At 64.2% G+C, this 14,406-nt stretch carries 14 protein-coding genes; 8 read left to right on the top strand and 6 right to left on the bottom strand.

Annotated features, from left to right (window positions below; translation table 11 throughout):
• Positions 1–109: 109 nt before the first annotated feature.
• Complete coding sequence (locus VOI18_RS02550) at positions 110–1,342, bottom strand: argininosuccinate synthase (RefSeq protein ID WP_323760838.1); 1,233 nt, start codon at positions 1,340–1,342, stop codon at positions 110–112.
• Between the two features lie 57 nt (positions 1,343–1,399).
• Between VOI18_RS02550 and glsA the strand changes: the two genes are divergently transcribed.
• Positions 1,400–2,743 carry a glutaminase A gene (gene glsA, locus VOI18_RS02545; protein WP_323760837.1) on the top strand — a complete coding sequence of 448 codons (1,344 nt, stop codon included), beginning with the start codon at positions 1,400–1,402 and terminating at the stop codon, positions 2,741–2,743.
• On the opposite strand, the gene VOI18_RS02540 is transcribed toward glsA, so the two are convergent.
• Both VOI18_RS02540 and VOI18_RS02535 read right to left on the bottom strand, forming a co-directional pair.
• Positions 2,740–3,432: an SdpI family protein gene (locus VOI18_RS02540; protein WP_323760836.1), complete on the bottom strand. Its 693-nt coding sequence runs from the start codon at positions 3,430–3,432 to the stop codon at positions 2,740–2,742. The genes glsA and VOI18_RS02540 overlap by 4 nt on opposite strands.
• Before the next feature lie 2 nt (positions 3,433–3,434).
• Positions 3,435–3,716 carry a metalloregulator ArsR/SmtB family transcription factor gene (locus VOI18_RS02535; RefSeq protein ID WP_323760835.1) on the bottom strand — a complete coding sequence of 94 codons (282 nt, stop codon included), beginning with the start codon at positions 3,714–3,716 and terminating at the stop codon, positions 3,435–3,437.
• Positions 3,717–3,872: 156 nt separating this feature from the next.
• Here VOI18_RS02535 and pyrF point away from each other — a divergent pair, with 156 nt between their 5' ends.
• Positions 3,873–4,565, top strand: coding sequence for an orotidine-5'-phosphate decarboxylase (gene pyrF / locus VOI18_RS02530; protein ID WP_323760834.1), 693 nt, complete (start codon positions 3,873–3,875; stop codon positions 4,563–4,565).
• Positions 4,566–4,604: 39 nt separating this feature from the next.
• Here the strand turns inward: pyrF and VOI18_RS02525 are convergent, their stop codons facing one another.
• The 3 genes from VOI18_RS02525 to VOI18_RS02515 all read right to left on the bottom strand — a co-directional run bounded on the left by VOI18_RS02525 (position 4,605) and on the right by VOI18_RS02515 (position 5,934).
• Positions 4,605–5,183 carry a hypothetical protein gene (locus VOI18_RS02525; protein WP_323760833.1) on the bottom strand — a complete coding sequence of 193 codons (579 nt, stop codon included), beginning with the start codon at positions 5,181–5,183 and terminating at the stop codon, positions 4,605–4,607.
• A 93-nt stretch (positions 5,184–5,276) separates the two neighbouring features.
• Entirely contained in the window at positions 5,277–5,717 is a 441-nt protein-coding gene (locus VOI18_RS02520; protein WP_323760832.1) for a hypothetical protein, read from the bottom strand.
• Positions 5,707–5,934 carry a DUF1674 domain-containing protein gene (locus tag VOI18_RS02515; RefSeq protein ID WP_323760831.1) on the bottom strand — a complete coding sequence of 76 codons (228 nt, stop codon included), beginning with the start codon at positions 5,932–5,934 and terminating at the stop codon, positions 5,707–5,709. The genes VOI18_RS02520 and VOI18_RS02515 overlap by 11 nt, the downstream gene beginning before the upstream one ends.
• A gap of 53 nt (positions 5,935–5,987) precedes the next feature.
• Here VOI18_RS02515 and htpX point away from each other — a divergent pair, with 53 nt between their 5' ends.
• The 6 genes from htpX to purH all read left to right on the top strand — a co-directional run bounded on the left by htpX (position 5,988) and on the right by purH (position 14,332).
• Positions 5,988–6,884 carry a zinc metalloprotease HtpX gene (gene htpX / locus VOI18_RS02510; RefSeq protein ID WP_323760830.1) on the top strand — a complete coding sequence of 299 codons (897 nt, stop codon included), beginning with the start codon at positions 5,988–5,990 and terminating at the stop codon, positions 6,882–6,884.
• Between the two features lie 54 nt (positions 6,885–6,938).
• A complete protein-coding gene (locus VOI18_RS02505) occupies positions 6,939–8,240 on the top strand; it encodes an RsmB/NOP family class I SAM-dependent RNA methyltransferase (protein ID WP_323760829.1) in 1,302 nt (433 codons plus the stop codon).
• A gap of 67 nt (positions 8,241–8,307) precedes the next feature.
• Complete coding sequence (gene rpe / locus VOI18_RS02500; RefSeq protein WP_323760828.1) at positions 8,308–8,967, top strand: ribulose-phosphate 3-epimerase; 660 nt, start codon at positions 8,308–8,310, stop codon at positions 8,965–8,967.
• A 3-nt stretch (positions 8,968–8,970) separates the two neighbouring features.
• Entirely contained in the window at positions 8,971–10,776 is a 1,806-nt protein-coding gene (locus VOI18_RS02495) for a heparinase II/III family protein (protein WP_323760827.1), read from the top strand.
• On the top strand, positions 10,773–12,674 hold the full coding sequence (locus VOI18_RS02490) for a polysaccharide biosynthesis protein (RefSeq protein ID WP_323760826.1): 1,902 nt from the start codon (positions 10,773–10,775) through the stop codon (positions 12,672–12,674). The genes VOI18_RS02495 and VOI18_RS02490 overlap by 4 nt, the downstream gene beginning before the upstream one ends.
• A gap of 62 nt (positions 12,675–12,736) precedes the next feature.
• Positions 12,737–14,332 (top strand): bifunctional phosphoribosylaminoimidazolecarboxamide formyltransferase/IMP cyclohydrolase, encoded by a 1,596-nt coding sequence (gene purH / locus VOI18_RS02485; protein ID WP_323760825.1) that lies wholly within the window; start codon positions 12,737–12,739, stop codon positions 14,330–14,332.
• Positions 14,333–14,406 lie beyond the last annotated feature (74 nt).

Below are 14,406 nucleotides of genomic sequence, written 5' to 3'. Positions count from 1 at the left end.
GCTCCGGCTCGGTTGTAAAGTTCAGCAGGGCCAAATGAATTTTTCATTCATGTCCACTCAGGTGGAATCGGGTGACGTCGGACTTCATGTAAGTCGGACTTCATGTAAGTCAGTCATTCTGTCCGAGACGCCGTTTGCGACGGGCCAACAATTGCAGGCGCAACGCATTGAGCCGGATAAAGCCTTCAGCGTCTTTCTGGTCGTAAACGATATCTTCCTCGAATGTAACATGCTCGAGCGAGTAAAGAGAGTGTTCGGACGACCGACCGACGACATTCACGGAGCCCTTGAACAGTTTCACCCGGACTTCACCGGTCACATCCTTTTGCGAGTGGTCAATCGCCGCCTGCAACATCTCGCGCTCCGGCGAGAACCAGAAGCCCTCATAAAGGAGCTTGGCATAGCGGGGCATCAGCTCGTCCTTGAGATGACAGGCGCCGCGATCCAGCGTGATCTGCTCGATACCGCGGTGCGCGGCCATCAGGATCGTTCCGCCGGGCGTTTCGTAAATGCCCCGGGACTTCATGCCGACAAAGCGGTTCTCAACCAGATCGAGGCGGCCAATCCCATGGACCCGTCCAAGTTCGTTCAGCCGGGTCAGCAAGGTGGCCGGGCTCAGCTCATCACCATTGATGGAAATGGCATCACCCGCCTTGAAGCCGATCGTGACATATTCCGGTTTGTCCGGGGCATTCTCCGGCGCGTCGGTGCGCTGAAACACGATATCAGCCGCTTCCTCGGCCGGGTCTTCCAGGATTTTTCCCTCGGACGAGGTGTGCCAGAGATTGGCGTCAACCGAGAAGGGGGCTTCGCCGCGCTTGTCCATCGCGACTTCGATACCGTTTTCCTCGGCGTAGGCGATCAGCTTGGTGCGGGAATTGAGGTCCCATTCACGCCACGGCGCGATGACGTGCAGATCCGGATCAAGGGCATAGACGCCCAGCTCGAAACGGACCTGGTCATTGCCCTTGCCGGTGGCCCCGTGAGCGACCGCGTCGGCACCCGTTGCATGGGCGATGTCGACAAGCCGCTTGGCGATCAGGGGGCGCGCGATCGAGGTGCCGAGCAGGTAGAGCCCCTCATAGACCGCATTGGCCCGCACCATCGGGTAGACGAAATCCCGAACGAACTCTTCACGCAGGTCTTCAATGAAAATTTCCGACACACCGGCCGCTTCAGCCTTGCGGCGCGCCGGTTCCAGCTCCTCACCCTGTCCGAGGTCAGCCGTAAAAGTCACCACCTCCGCACCATAGGCATCCTGTAACCATTTCAGGATGACCGACGTATCGAGGCCGCCCGAATAGGCAAGAACGACCTTTTTGACAGGTTTTTTCGCGGGCATGGGCAATTTCCTTCTCGATATCCACATGCGGGTAGCGCTGCTCTTGCTGACAGGCAAGTGTTTCGCGCCGGTTTCAGCACGATCGTGACGCTTGCAACGCTGGACAGGCGTGACGTCCTGGCCATTCATGGCGCCATGAACCCGTCAGGCCCTGATCCGCTTGCCCGTTTTCTCGCGCGCCCTGCCCGTTTCGAGCAGGCGGCGGAAACCCGTGATGCCGTCCGCACGGTCGCTACAGCCATCTGTCGCCGGGCGGCAGCGCTGGACTGCTTGTCCAGGACGGACTTGCTGGCCAGGTTGGGTCATGATGGCCTGACGCCGGACTGGCTGCCGCGACTGGCCAGCCTCGAAAGCCTGCCAGACGGCCCTCTCATCGCCGACCAAATGGTCGAACTGTCCAACGCCGATGCGCTGTCGCTGGTATTGCGGGCCCTTGAGGGCGAACTGGCGATCCGCCACTTCGACCAGTTTTCCAGCCAACTTGCCAACATCTTCGCCTATGTGCGCGATTGCTCACAGGGTCAACCGGCTGACTATATTCCCGAGCTGGCCAAACAGGCCCCCGATGCCTTCGGGTTCGCTGCCTGTTCAATCGACGGCCAGCAGACGATGATGGGCGAGTCGCAGACCGCATTCTGCCAGCAATCCGTGATCAAGCCGCTGGTTTACGCCCTGGCGATGGGACTCAATGGCGAGAACCGGGTGCATCGTCATGTGGGTCGCGAACCCTCCGGGCGGCGGTTCAACGAACTGGCGCTCGACCCCGACAAGCGTCCGCACAACCCGATGATCAATTCCGGTTCCATCATGTGCAGCGCCATGATCCGCCCGAACTGGACAACCGACGCCCGCATCGGGCTGCTGACCCGCTTCGTCAGTTCGGCGGCGGGGGGAGAGGCCGTCGGGTTCGATGAAGCCGTCTATCTGAGTGAACGGGCGACAGCGAAACGAAATCAGTCACTCGTCAAACTGATGGATGAACACGACGCCTTTCCTGAGGAATGCGACCCGGACTCAGCCCTCGACCTCTATTTCCGGGCCTGTTCATTGACCCTGGATTGCCGTCAGCTCGCCCTTGTCGCAGCGACACTGGCAAATGGCGGTGTCTGTCCTACCACGGGCCACCGGGTCATCGACAGCCGGATCGTCCGCAATACCCTGTCTCTCATGCTGACATGCGGCATGTATGACTATTCCGGGGAGTATGCGTTCAGTGTCGGCCTGCCGGCGAAATCGGGCGTTTCAGGCGGATTGATGATTGTCGTTCCCGGCGTCGCGGGTTTTGCCTTGTGGAGCCCGCGCCTGGATCGACAGGGCAACCCGGTTCGCGGGATCGAGATGTCGCGACGGCTGGTCGAGACCTTCCCCTTCCACATCTTTGCCGGTGTGACCGCTCCTTAAGTGACATCGTCCGGGGTCAATGTCTGGCGGGTCGGGTCCGACCGCCAGACCAGGAATGAATAGACGATACCAATAGCCGCTGGCGTCAGTGCCGACACCAGAACAAGCCAGATCTGGCGCTCCGGCGGCAGTGCCCACACACCGGCCAGCAAGACCAACCCGCCCGCCACCATCAGGCGGCCGGTCAGCCGATGGGTTTTGTCCCAGGACAGGTCCGATGACAGGGTCCAGCGCGTCCGGATACCGACAAACCAGTTCGGTCGTGCCTTGCCGAGCACATTGCCGAGCAGGACATAAAGCGCCCCGACCGCCGACAGGATGAGCGTTGGCACAAAGGTTACTTCATCCGGACCGATCCAGTTCAGACCGAGGCTGACCAGAATACCCTGTACGAACAGCAATAAGGTGAGTACGCCCAACCGCACCGTGTCCAGGACCACACGCGACCGCTGCAGATTACGGCCGCGCGGATCAACGAGTGGCAGGATGGCGAAAACGCCCGTCAGGACAATCATGATCGCCGGCAACAGCAAAAAGGCCTCGACCCGCCCGCCATGGCGATCCGGCTGCCCGTCCAGGCCCCAGTGAACCGGTATCTGCGTCGTGGTGTCTGTCCCCATCCAGCCGAATCCGGCGAGGGCCAGTGCAGGCAGAATCAGGAGCGCCGATGCAATCAGGTCACGCTTCATGGTCACTCGCCCGCATCCTTGCCGGAATCCCGGCCCGCCAGATCCATGAGCCAGGCGATGGCCTCATCGGCCACGCTGGCGTTCAATCGGTAGAGGATGGTGGTGCCATGGCGCTCGGCCACGATAAGACCCGCCTCCTTCAACGTCGCAAAATGCCCTGACATGGTTGGCTTGGAGACCGGAAACCGGTCCGCCAATGCACCCGCCGAGCTGGGCCCGTCGCGCAAGACCCGCAACACATCGCGCCGGACCGGATGGGCCAGGGCCTTGAAGACATCACCCATGGACGCACTCACCTCTCGCCGTTGGAATAGTTCGGAATGTGCCTAATCACAAGACCCCACTCGATCCCTGGAGCATCAAACCTGGCCGCGCCGAGCCCGCCCCGGCGGAGTCGTTCACGCTTGCCTCGACCCAGGCGCGCAGATTAGAAACGGCCCATGTCCCACGCTGATTCCCGCCTCATTGTCGCGCTTGACCTGCCCACAACCGATGCCGCATGGACGCTGGTTGAGTCCCTTGGCGACACGGTCGATTTCTACAAGATCGGCTTGCAACTTTTCCCGATGGGCGGAATGGATCTTTGCCGACGGATCAAGTCGTCCGGCAAGCAGGTCTTTCTTGATTTCAAGCTGCACGACATCCCGGCAACGGTCGAGAAGGCGACACGGTCAATCACGACCGGCGGCGCGGACCTGCTGACCATTCACGCGGAACCCGCCGTCATGCGCGCCGCCGTGGCCGGTCGCGAAGGCTCGAACCTGAAGCTGCTGGGTGTCACCGTCATGACCTGTTACGACGACGCCATGCTGGCGGAGATGGGCTATGCCCATGGTGCCCGAGATCTGGTTCTGCGCCGGGTCGAGCAGTCACTGGAGGCCGGAGTGGATGGCGTTGTGGCCAGCGCCCATGAGGCCCGGGAAATCCGCGAGCGGTTCGGGCAGGACCTTTTGATCGTGACGCCGGGCATTCGGCCAACCGGGTCTGATGTCGGCGACCAGAAGCGGGTCGCCACGCCGGCCAGTGCCCTGATTGACGGAGCCAGCCACATCGTCGTGGGTCGTCCGGTCAACGCGGCAACCGATCCGAAAGCTGCAGCCGCAGCCATCAATGCGGAAATTGCATCAGTCTGAACCCGGCGAACCCGGTCGGCCGACCCTGCCTCGGCCGGCCTAATGTCCGACCGGATATGTCCTGAGAGCGGCCCGCCTGTCCATCCGCAAGACCGGGGCAGTGGTCACCTGACCCGGGGTCAGGATAGATGTGCGGCCGGATCCATCGATCACAATCACGCCTCGATAGACATAACGGATCGTCGGCGCGCGTCCGACTCCACCCGTCAGGCCGCCGGTAAAGAAGCTGTCGTCCAGGCGCACCGTTTCCCGGGACGGGTCTTGAGACCGAGAGGTCTCGACGGCCCGGGTCCGGATGGGGCGCACCTGTGGCACCACGGCCCGGGGTGCCGGGCGTACCCGTGGCGTCGACGCGACCCGGGACTCCGACACGACCCGCGACTCCGGCACCACCGGCGGTGCCGCCGGGCGTCTAGCCGGTGGGGCCCCTGCGAGCTGCGGCGATGGGCGGCGTGGCGCAGCATCGGCGCCGTCCGGCATGTCGGTAAACCGGCACGGAGGTCCGGCATAATCCCCGGCCAGCGCCTGTCGGATATCATCCGGCGAACATTCGCGGGTCACGGTGGCCTGGCCACTGGCCGCCGCGGTGAGGCCGCCAAGGGCACAGAGTGCCGCCAAGCAAGAAATGAGCGAGTGTCTCATTTAGACACACTAGCAAGCAGGGCGACATCGGCGAAGCGCCTGCGCCTGTCGCGCGAGGGGTTTTGCCCATCAGCTCCTGACAGGCGTGTCCGACGACCCTGCGACAAGCCAGTCCAGTGCCGCACCGCGAGAGCGGAAGACCTCGACGGTGACCCCGTCACTATCGCGGGACAATGCCTGCCAGACGGCCGCCAGCACGCCATTGAATGGCGACGCAACAACGCTGGCAGCCCGGACATGCTGGCCTGGCGCGTTTGTCGCCTGCCAGGCATCGAGGCCCTGACGGATCGATTGTACCGTGTCGAAATCCAGATCCGATCCCGGCAAATCGTCGGCGTACACCGACAGCCGGTTGAAGTTCGGGCGCCAGTCCGGATGGGCTGCAGCCCGGTCGTAGGCTGCGAGCACGGTCCCGAGATTGACCGGTCCCGTCCAGTTGAACTCGACCAAGCCGAGACCGGCATCGACACGGACCTCGCACGGTGCCGGCCCGCCCGGGTCAGAAATCACAGATGAGGCCCTTCTTCTCCCAATCGCCAAAGCGGGTGGGCTCGGGGCCCTTGCGTCCGCCGGTCTCCGGAGCCAGTTCGGCCTGGCGGGCCACGGCCCGGCGCTCTTCGGCTTCGGCAAGTGCGCGCCTCGCCTCGGGACTCAAGCGTCGGGTCGGGACTTTCGGGGAGGGGACAGGCGCGGTGCCCGTCCCGTCTTGCTGATCATCATCACTCATACCATCTAGATAATCTGGCAAGCCCGCCTCGCCAAGACACACAGGCCCGGACAATGACAGCAAACACTCTTCGCACCTTTCTTCTGCTCGCCGGCATGACCGCACTCTTCATGGGTATCGGCTATCTGCTGGGGGGCGCCGCTGGCGCCATGCTGGCGCTGATCGTCGCCGCTGCGATGAACCTGTTTGCCTGGTGGAATTCGGCGGACATGGTGCTGCGCCTGCATGGTGCGCGCGAAATCGGCCCCGATGAACGCCATCCCGCCCTTCGCCAGTACGCCGTCGATGTCGGGCACCTGGCCCGCCGGGCCGGAATGCCCGTTCCACGAGTTTTCGTGATCCAGAGCGATCAACCCAATGCCTTTGCCACCGGTCGCGATCCGTCCCACGCCGCCGTCGCCGCCACCACCGGACTGCTCGAGCGCCTCGACCGGGTTGAGGTTCAGGGTGTCATGGCGCACGAGCTGGCCCACGTCAGAAACCGCGACACGCTGACGATGACAATCACCGCCACGCTGGCCGGCGCGATCGGAATGCTGGCCAATTTCGCCTTTTTCTTTGGCGGCAATAATCGCGCCGGACTGCTCGGCTCACTGGCCATGATGATCTTTGCGCCTATGGCCGCCATGCTCGTCCAGAGCGCGATCAGCCGGGCCCGGGAGTATGAAGCCGACCGGGTTGGCGCGGAAATCGCGGGCAATCCGATGGCCTTGGCGAGCGCGCTGGAAAAAATCGAACGATCGGCTCGCCGGACCCTGAATGCCGGCGCGGAACGCAATCCGGCGACGGCCCACATGTTCATCATCAATCCGCTCAACGGGCAGCGCATGGACAACCTGTTCTCGACCCACCCGGATACATCTGACCGGATTGACCGTCTTCGCCAGATGGCCGGTGCCCGTGCCACGACCGGCCCGGGCCCGTGGGCACGGCGCGGCCCCTGGGGGTGATGCCAACGGCTGCTTGCCATCGACGGCGCCGGGCCTGCGTGCTAGCCCGGCGCCATGAGTGACGGTCTCGCCCCACGCCGCGCTGCGGCGCTTGCCTATCTAGCCGTGATGAAACAACGCCGCACGCTCGAAGCGGCGCTGGAGCACACCCCTGACTTTTCCGCCATGAGCGATCGTGACCGCGCCTTCGCGCGCGCGATCACCGCCACGACATTTCGTCGACTGGGTCAGACCCGCACCGTGCTGAATGGCCTGTTGTCGCGGCCCCTGCATGAGACGTCAGAGGGCGCTCAAGCCTTGCTGATTACCGGTGCCACCCAGCTGTTGTGGATGGACGGGGCGCCGCACGCTGTCGTTTCGTCAACCGTCGAACTCGCCGACGCGAGGAGCGATGCGCGCAAGCTGAAAGGCCTGATCAATGCCGTGCTGCGTCGTGTCGATCGCGAGGGCAAGGAACGCCTCAAGACGACCCTGCCGCGCGACAATCTGCCGGACTGGCTGCGCGAAAGCTGGCGCGCCGCCTACGGCCCCGGCACCCTCAGCCGCATGGCCAATGCCATCACCGTGCCGCCTCCGCTGGACCTGACTGTCAAGAACCCTGATGAGCGCGAACACTGGGCTGAACAACTGGACGCCACGATCCTGCCCAATGGCAGCCTGCGCCGACAGACCGTTGGCGATGTCAGAGCCTTGCCTGGCTATCGCGACGGGGCGTGGTGGGCCCAGGATGCCGCGGCCGCAATTCCTGCCACCCTACTGACATTGTCACCCGGGATGCGCGTCATCGACCTTTGCGCCGCACCCGGTGGCAAAACCATGCAACTCGCCGCGACCGGAGCGGACGTCACGGCGCTCGACCTGTCCGAAAAGCGCCTCGAGCGCGTGCGTGAAAACCTGGGCCGGACCGGCCTTTCGGCAACCCTCATCGCTGGGGACGCGTTGTCCTACAAGCCGGATCAGCTGGTCGATGCCGTCCTGCTCGACGCACCCTGTACCGCGACCGGCACCCTGAGACGGCATCCCGAAGCGGCCTGGATCAAGCGGGCGGAAGACACGGTGCGGATGGCCCGCCTGCAGGACGATATGATCAAGGCCGCGATCACCATGTTGAAACCGGGCGGACAGCTGGTGCTGTGTACCTGCTCGCTGCAGCCGGAAGAGGGGGAGGCGCTGGCGGGGCGCGTATCGGGCCGTCATCGCCAACTCAAGGAGTCGCCGGTCCAGCCGGCCGAAATCGGCGGAGTCGAAAGCGCCTTGACGCCGGCCGGATGGATCCGCCTCACCCCGGCCTTGTGGGCCGAGCAGGGTGGAATGGACGGCTTCTTTATCGCCCGGTTCTCAAAGCGGACCGGATAGCCCCTTAATCGCCAGCCGCCGCTGTCTTCGACTTGCACCGGTTTGGCCTCACTGTTATCGGATCGGCATGGTCAATCCCGCAATCATTTCTCCCTCGATCCTGTCGGCTGATTTCGCCAAGCTGGGTGACGAGGTTCGAGCCATAGATGCGGCCGGCGCCGACTGGATCCACATCGATGTGATGGACGGCCATTTCGTGCCCAATCTCACGATCGGGCCCGCTGTGATCAAGGCCCTGCGCCCGCACAGCAAAAAGCCCTTCGACGTACATTTGATGATCACGCCGGTCGACCCGTATATCCAGGCCTTCGCCGATGCCGGGGCCGACATCATCACCGCCCATCCCGAAGCGGGGCCGCATTTTCATCGCACGGTCCAGGCGATCAAGGCGACGGGAGCCAAGGCCGGAGCCGCCCTCAATCCATCCACGCCGGTCGAGGTGATCGACTATGTCCTCGAAGAACTCGACCTGGTTCTGGTGATGAGCGTCAATCCGGGATTTGGCGGCCAAAGCTTCATTACCAGCCAGTTGAAGAAGATCGAGGCGCTCAAGTCTCGGATCGACCGGCGCGGCCTGTCGACCCTGATCGAGGTCGATGGCGGCGTGAACCCGCAAACTGCGAAGGACTGCCTTGCCGCCGGCGCCTCGGCACTGGTCGCCGGGTCTGCGGTGTTCAAGGGCGGGCCGGACGCCTATCGCGACAATATCTCAGCCCTGCGTCGCTGACCCATGGCTCGAGCGGTACGCCTGTCCGATTATGCGGTCGCGATAGTGGCAGCGGCCCGGCGTGAAATGTCGTCAACGCTGCATTCGATCGGCCTGTTCTCCAGCTTGCATGACCTTGGCCCCCTGCCCGACGAAATCGGCCCTTTGCCGGAGGACTTTTACGGGAGCAGGCCGGAGCGCGGAACCGAGATCCGCGCTGGCCGGGTCCAGCTGGCCGGCGATCTCCTTTCGGTCGATCCGGAGCAGGACGACATCTGGCTGAAACCGGCACCGACACGCGCCTTTGCGCGGCGCCTGCACGGCTTTGGATGGCTGCGCGATGTCATCGCCTCGCCCGAGCTTGAGCAGGGCGCAGATGACAACCCATCCGCTTGCCCGACCGGCGCCGAAGCCGCCCGGACGCTGGCCGATGACTGGATCAAGGCGTTCGGGCGCTGGAACAGCTTTGCGTGGAGTCATGGTGTCCTCTCGGCCCGCATCATCAACTGGCTGAGGGCCGGCGACACCTTGTTCGAGGCTGGCGAGACGGACCGGAAGGCCCGCAATCTTCGCCTGCGCAGCCTTTTGCGCCAGGCGCGTTATCTCCAGAGCACAATTTCCCTGGCCCATGACGGCGCGATCCGACTCCGGTGCGCCATTGCCTTGTGTTTTGCCGGACTGTCGATCCCGCGGCAGGGCGGCTTGCAAAAAGCCGGGCTGGCGGCGCTGGAACGGGAGGTGAAGCGGCAGATCCTGCCTGATGGAGGGCATGTGTCTCGGTCTCCTCGGGCCGGAACCGAGACCCTGATCGATTTGATCGCCTTGCGTGACGTAGCGGAAAAGGCCGGTGTGGAATTTCCACGCGAAGTCGTGCGTGCCATCGACCGGTTGGCCCCGATGGGGCGCTTTTTCCGGATGAGTGATGGGGGGCTGGCCAGCTTTCATGGCGGCGGCGAATGTGATCACGGCGCCCTGAAACTGGCCCTGTCGCGGGATGAAACCGGCGCCCGTCCGTTCGGCTTTGCCCCGCACTCCGGTTATCACCGAGCCGAAGCCGGCGGCGCGACCATCATCCTCGATGTTGGCAAGGCGCCGCCCGGGGTTTTGAGTACCGGCGCTCACGCCAGCGCACTTGCCTTCGAGCTGTGTACAGCCGGAGGCCGTCTCGTCGTCAATTGCGGCTGGCACGATGATCAACCGTCCAGTTGGCGCGAAGCGGTTCGTGCGACTGCCGCTCACTCCACGCTCACACTCGAAGAAACCTCGTCGGCCCGGCTCTTCCCGCCCGGTTGGCAGCGTGATCTGCTCGGGCCGCGCCTCGCCTCGGCGCCCGGCCCGGTCACCGCGCGCCGCAATGAAGAGGATATGGGTGTCTGGCTTGAAGGAATTCATGAGGGCTATCGGGACGAATTCGGTCTGTCCCATCGCCGCCGTGTCTTCCTCGCCGCCGATGGCGGTGACCTGCGCGGTGAGGATGCCCTGTTCCGCCCGGTGTCCGCCGGTCCGCCGGAGGATGTCGATGTGCGTTACCGGTTTGCGATCCGGTTCCACCTGCACCCCGACGTCCGGGCCTCCCTGTCGCGCGATACCATGAGCGCGCTTTTGGTGCAGCCGGACGGGGATGGCTGGCGGTTCAGGACCGATGGCGGCCCGATCCGGCTTGAACGCTCTGTCTACCTTGCTGCCGGAGCACCTCCACAACGTGCGACGCAAATAGTAGTACAAGGGGAGGCTGAGCCCTTCGGGGCCGGCGATCGACCACCGAACCGGGTGCGTTGGGCCTTCCAGAGGCTCGGCCAGGTCGGCGGGACGCAGGGGGAAACCGGATGAGCAAGGCGCCATCCAAGGCACGGGGAGTCACGTCAGTCCGCAGCCAGATTTCAATGGTCGCGGTCGCCCTGTTCGATCTTGCGGCCGGGGCGGTATCGATGTGGGTGGCGGTCCTGCTGCGCTATCGCTTCGAGCCTTCAGCCCCGCCGGACGACATCGTCCTGCAATCGGTGGCCGTTTTCGCCCTGGCCTGCGCGATCATCTTCCCGATTGAGGGACTTCATCGCGGCCTGTGGCGCTATACAGCCCTGAATGACGCTGCCCGGATCGTGCGGGCGATCGTCCTCGCCAACCTGGTCTTCCTGCCAATCCTGTTCCTGCTCAACCGGCTCGACGGCTTCCCGCGGACCTCGATCCTGCTGGAAATGCCGATCCTGTTGTTCATCCTCCTGGCCGCCCGGCTTTCAGTCGCAGCGCTGCGGACCCAGGGATTGCGCGGCGCCTTGCAGATGGAAGACCGCAGCAAGCCGACCGCGATCCTGGTCGGGACCGATCTCGAGCTTGATGACGCCCTGCGCGACCTCGGTCGCCGCAACGGGTCGGCGCCCTTCAGGACCAAAGGGTTGATCGAGCCCGGCGCAACCCTGACCGGGCACGCCATTCGCGGCATTCCGGTGCTCGGCGGGCTGGAAGCACTGCCAGCCGCCCTGAAGCGCCTTTCGGAAGTCGAGCGGGATCCACCCCGCCTGGTGCTCGCCGGTGCCCATGCCGACGCCGATATGGTCAATCAATTGATCCGGATCGCGTCCCGGACCGGCGCCAAGCTGTCCCGGGCGCGGCCGTCTGACGGGCGGGACGCCTTTTCACCGGTTGAAGCCGCCGATTTGCTCAATCGGCCACCAAGGGCACCGAACCTGTCGCCCGCCCGACCGCTGATCGAAGGGCGTCGGGTGCTGATTACCGGCGCCGGCGGAACGATCGGGTCACAATTGTCACGGCTGGCAGCGACGCTGGGGCCGGAAAAACTGATCCTGTTCGATGCGTCTGAAGCAAATCTCTACGAAATCGACCTGGAGTTCGCGAAGCGGTTCTCCGGCATCGCCTGGCGTGCGGTATTGGGTGATGTCCGCGACCGGGACAGACTCGACGAGATTTTCCGCGAGGAGCGGCCCGATGTGGTCCTGCACGCGGCCGCACTCAAGCACGTGCCGATGAGCGAGAGAAATCCCGGCGAGGCGGCGCGCACCAACATTATCGGCACCGTCAACACGATTGAAATGTCGCAACAATATGGCGCGAGTGTTGTGGCGCTGATTTCGACCGACAAGGCCGTCAATCCGGGCAATGTCATGGGCGCGACCAAGCGCGCCGCCGAGCTTTACGCCCGGGCTGCAGCCAGCCACTCCAGTGCGACGCGGGTCTGTGTGGTGCGCTTTGGCAATGTGCTGGGGTCAACCGGTTCCGTCGTTCCCCTGTTCGAACGGCAGATCGAGGCAGGCGAACCGGTCACGGTCACCGATCCGGAAGCCACACGCTATTTCATGACCGTCGAGGAGGCCTCCGGTCTGGTTCTCGATGCCGCTGCCCAGACCGCGGCCGATCCGGCCCTGAACGGGGCGCTCTATGTGCTGGACATGGGACGCCCGGTTTCCATCATGCGATTGGCGCGACAATTACTGCGACTGCGGGGCCGCGATCCCGATGCGCCCGGTGCGATCCGCGTTGTCGGCCTGAGGCCGGGCGAGAAGCGCCATGAGAACCTCGTCTATGACTTCGAGAGCACGATCGAGACCTCGATAGATGGCGTCTGGGCCGTGACCGGTCCGGACCTTGACCCGGCTGCGGTCAGCGCCGGTCTCGACGGCATCATCGCGGCGGCCGGCAGCAGTGACGCTGCCGGGGCGGCCGCCGCTCTGGAAGCCCTTTGCAAATTGCGACCATCGCCGCTGGATGATTGACTTGCCACTCCGCCGTGATACCTCGCCGCGGATCAACCGGAATGAAGAACGGAGATTTTTCCATGTCAGACCATGATCTCGCCCCGGTTCGCCGTGCCCTGATTTCCGTCTCCGACAAGTCCGGCCTGATCGAACGCGGTCGCCAACTGGCTGATGCCGGCGTCGAGATCCTGTCCACCGGCGGCACGCTGCGCAGCCTCACCGAGGCGGGTATCCCGGCAAAGGACGTGTCCGAAGTCACCGAATTTCCCGAGATGATGGATGGCCGCCTGAAGACGCTTCATCCACGCGTGCATGGCGGGCTTCTTGCCCGACGCGACAATGGCGATGACCGGGCGGCCATGGGCGCGCACGGCATCCCGCACATCGATCTGCTGTATGTGAACCTCTACCCGTTCGAGGAAACCGTCGCCAAGGGCGGTGCCTACGCCGATTGTGTCGAGAATATCGATATTGGCGGACCCGCGATGATCCGCGCCGCGGCGAAGAACCATGCCTGGGTCAATGTCTGCGTCGATGGCGGCGATGTGGACCGGGTCCTGGCGGACATGACGGAACAGGACGGGCATACCCGGCTCGAGCTCCGCAAGGCGCTGGCCGGCAAGGCCTATGCCCGGACAGCCGCTTATGACGCGGCAATCTCGAACTGGTTTTCCGACACCCTGGACGATCCGGCGCCCGATTATCGGGCCTTTGGTGGCCAACTCACCCAGGCTTTGCGCTATGGCGAGAACCCGCATCAGAGCGCCGCTTTCTATCGCAGCGCCGAGACCCGCCATGGGATTGCGACGGGCCGACAGGTCCAAGGCAAGGCGCTGAGCTACAACAATCTGGCCGACGCCGACGCAGCGTTCGAACTGGCCGGCGAATTCGACGGCGAGGACGGGGCGGCCGTTGTCATCGTCAAGCACGCCAATCCGTGCGGCGTCGCGGTGCATAACACGCTGTCGTCAGCCTATGAGAAGGCCTTCGCGGCGGATCCGATCTCGGCCTTTGGCGGCATCGTGGCCATGAACCGCAAGCTCGATGCGGTCACCGCGGGCGAGCTGGTGAAAATCTTTACCGAGGTCGTGATCGCCCCGGACGCCGACGACGATGCGCTCGCCGTGCTCTCGGGCAAGTCGAACCTGCGCGTCTTGCTGACCGGCGGCATGCCGGATCCGAAACAGGGGGGGTGGCTGACCAAGACCGTCGCCGGCGGTCTTTTGGTCCAGGAACGCGATGTCGCGATGATTTCAACGTCGGACCTCAAGGTCGTGACGAAACGCGCGCCGACGGAGGCGGAACTCCGCGACCTCATGTTTGGCTGGAAAGTGGTCAAGCATGTGAAGTCCAACGCGATTGTCTATGCCCGCAACGGCTCGACCGCCGGGATCGGGATGGGTCAGACCAGCCGTCTGGAAGCCGCCCGCCTGGCCGTGCGCAAGGCGGAGGCGACCGCCGCGGAGAATGGCTGGGACGAGCCACGCACTCAGGGATCTGTCTGTGCATCGGATGCCTTTTTCCCGTTTGCCGACGGGTTGCATGCTGCAGTCGAAGCGGGAGCTACAGCCGTCATCCAGCCTGGCGGCTCGATCCGAGATGAGGAAGTCATTGCCGCTGCCGACGAGGCCGGTATCGCGATGGTGTTCACCGGGATGCGCCACTTCCGGCACTAGCCGCCCCGGGGTGTCACTGCATGTGAATCAAGCAAACATTGCGGAGGCTTGGACTTTCGCGCCAATGTCCACGC

It is taken from the genome of Maricaulis sp. (genome assembly GCF_034670125.1).
In the GTDB taxonomy this organism is placed as follows: Bacteria; Pseudomonadota; Alphaproteobacteria; order Caulobacterales; family Maricaulaceae; genus Maricaulis.
This window is presented reverse-complemented; position numbering and strand designations above follow the sequence as displayed.

Excerpts from the sequence above, each read along its gene's own strand:
- VOI18_RS02505 (WP_323760829.1), top strand. The coding sequence starts at position 6,939 with ATGAGTGACGGTCTCGCCCCACGCCGCGCTGCGGCGCTTGCCTATCTA.
- pyrF (WP_323760834.1), top strand. The coding sequence starts at position 3,873 with ATGTCCCACGCTGATTCCCGCCTCATTGTCGCGCTTGACCTGCCCACA.
- VOI18_RS02515 (WP_323760831.1), bottom strand. The coding sequence starts at position 5,934 with ATGAGTGATGATGATCAGCAAGACGGGACGGGCACCGCGCCTGTCCCC.
- VOI18_RS02550 (WP_323760838.1), bottom strand. The coding sequence starts at position 1,342 with ATGCCCGCGAAAAAACCTGTCAAAAAGGTCGTTCTTGCCTATTCGGGC.
- rpe (WP_323760828.1), top strand. The coding sequence starts at position 8,308 with ATGGTCAATCCCGCAATCATTTCTCCCTCGATCCTGTCGGCTGATTTC.
- VOI18_RS02535 (WP_323760835.1), bottom strand. The coding sequence starts at position 3,716 with ATGGGTGATGTCTTCAAGGCCCTGGCCCATCCGGTCCGGCGCGATGTG.
- htpX (WP_323760830.1), top strand. The coding sequence starts at position 5,988 with ATGACAGCAAACACTCTTCGCACCTTTCTTCTGCTCGCCGGCATGACC.
- VOI18_RS02490 (WP_323760826.1), top strand. The coding sequence starts at position 10,773 with ATGAGCAAGGCGCCATCCAAGGCACGGGGAGTCACGTCAGTCCGCAGC.
- VOI18_RS02540 (WP_323760836.1), bottom strand. The coding sequence starts at position 3,432 with ATGAAGCGTGACCTGATTGCATCGGCGCTCCTGATTCTGCCTGCACTG.
- VOI18_RS02495 (WP_323760827.1), top strand. The coding sequence starts at position 8,971 with ATGGCTCGAGCGGTACGCCTGTCCGATTATGCGGTCGCGATAGTGGCA.
- purH (WP_323760825.1), top strand. The coding sequence starts at position 12,737 with ATGTCAGACCATGATCTCGCCCCGGTTCGCCGTGCCCTGATTTCCGTC.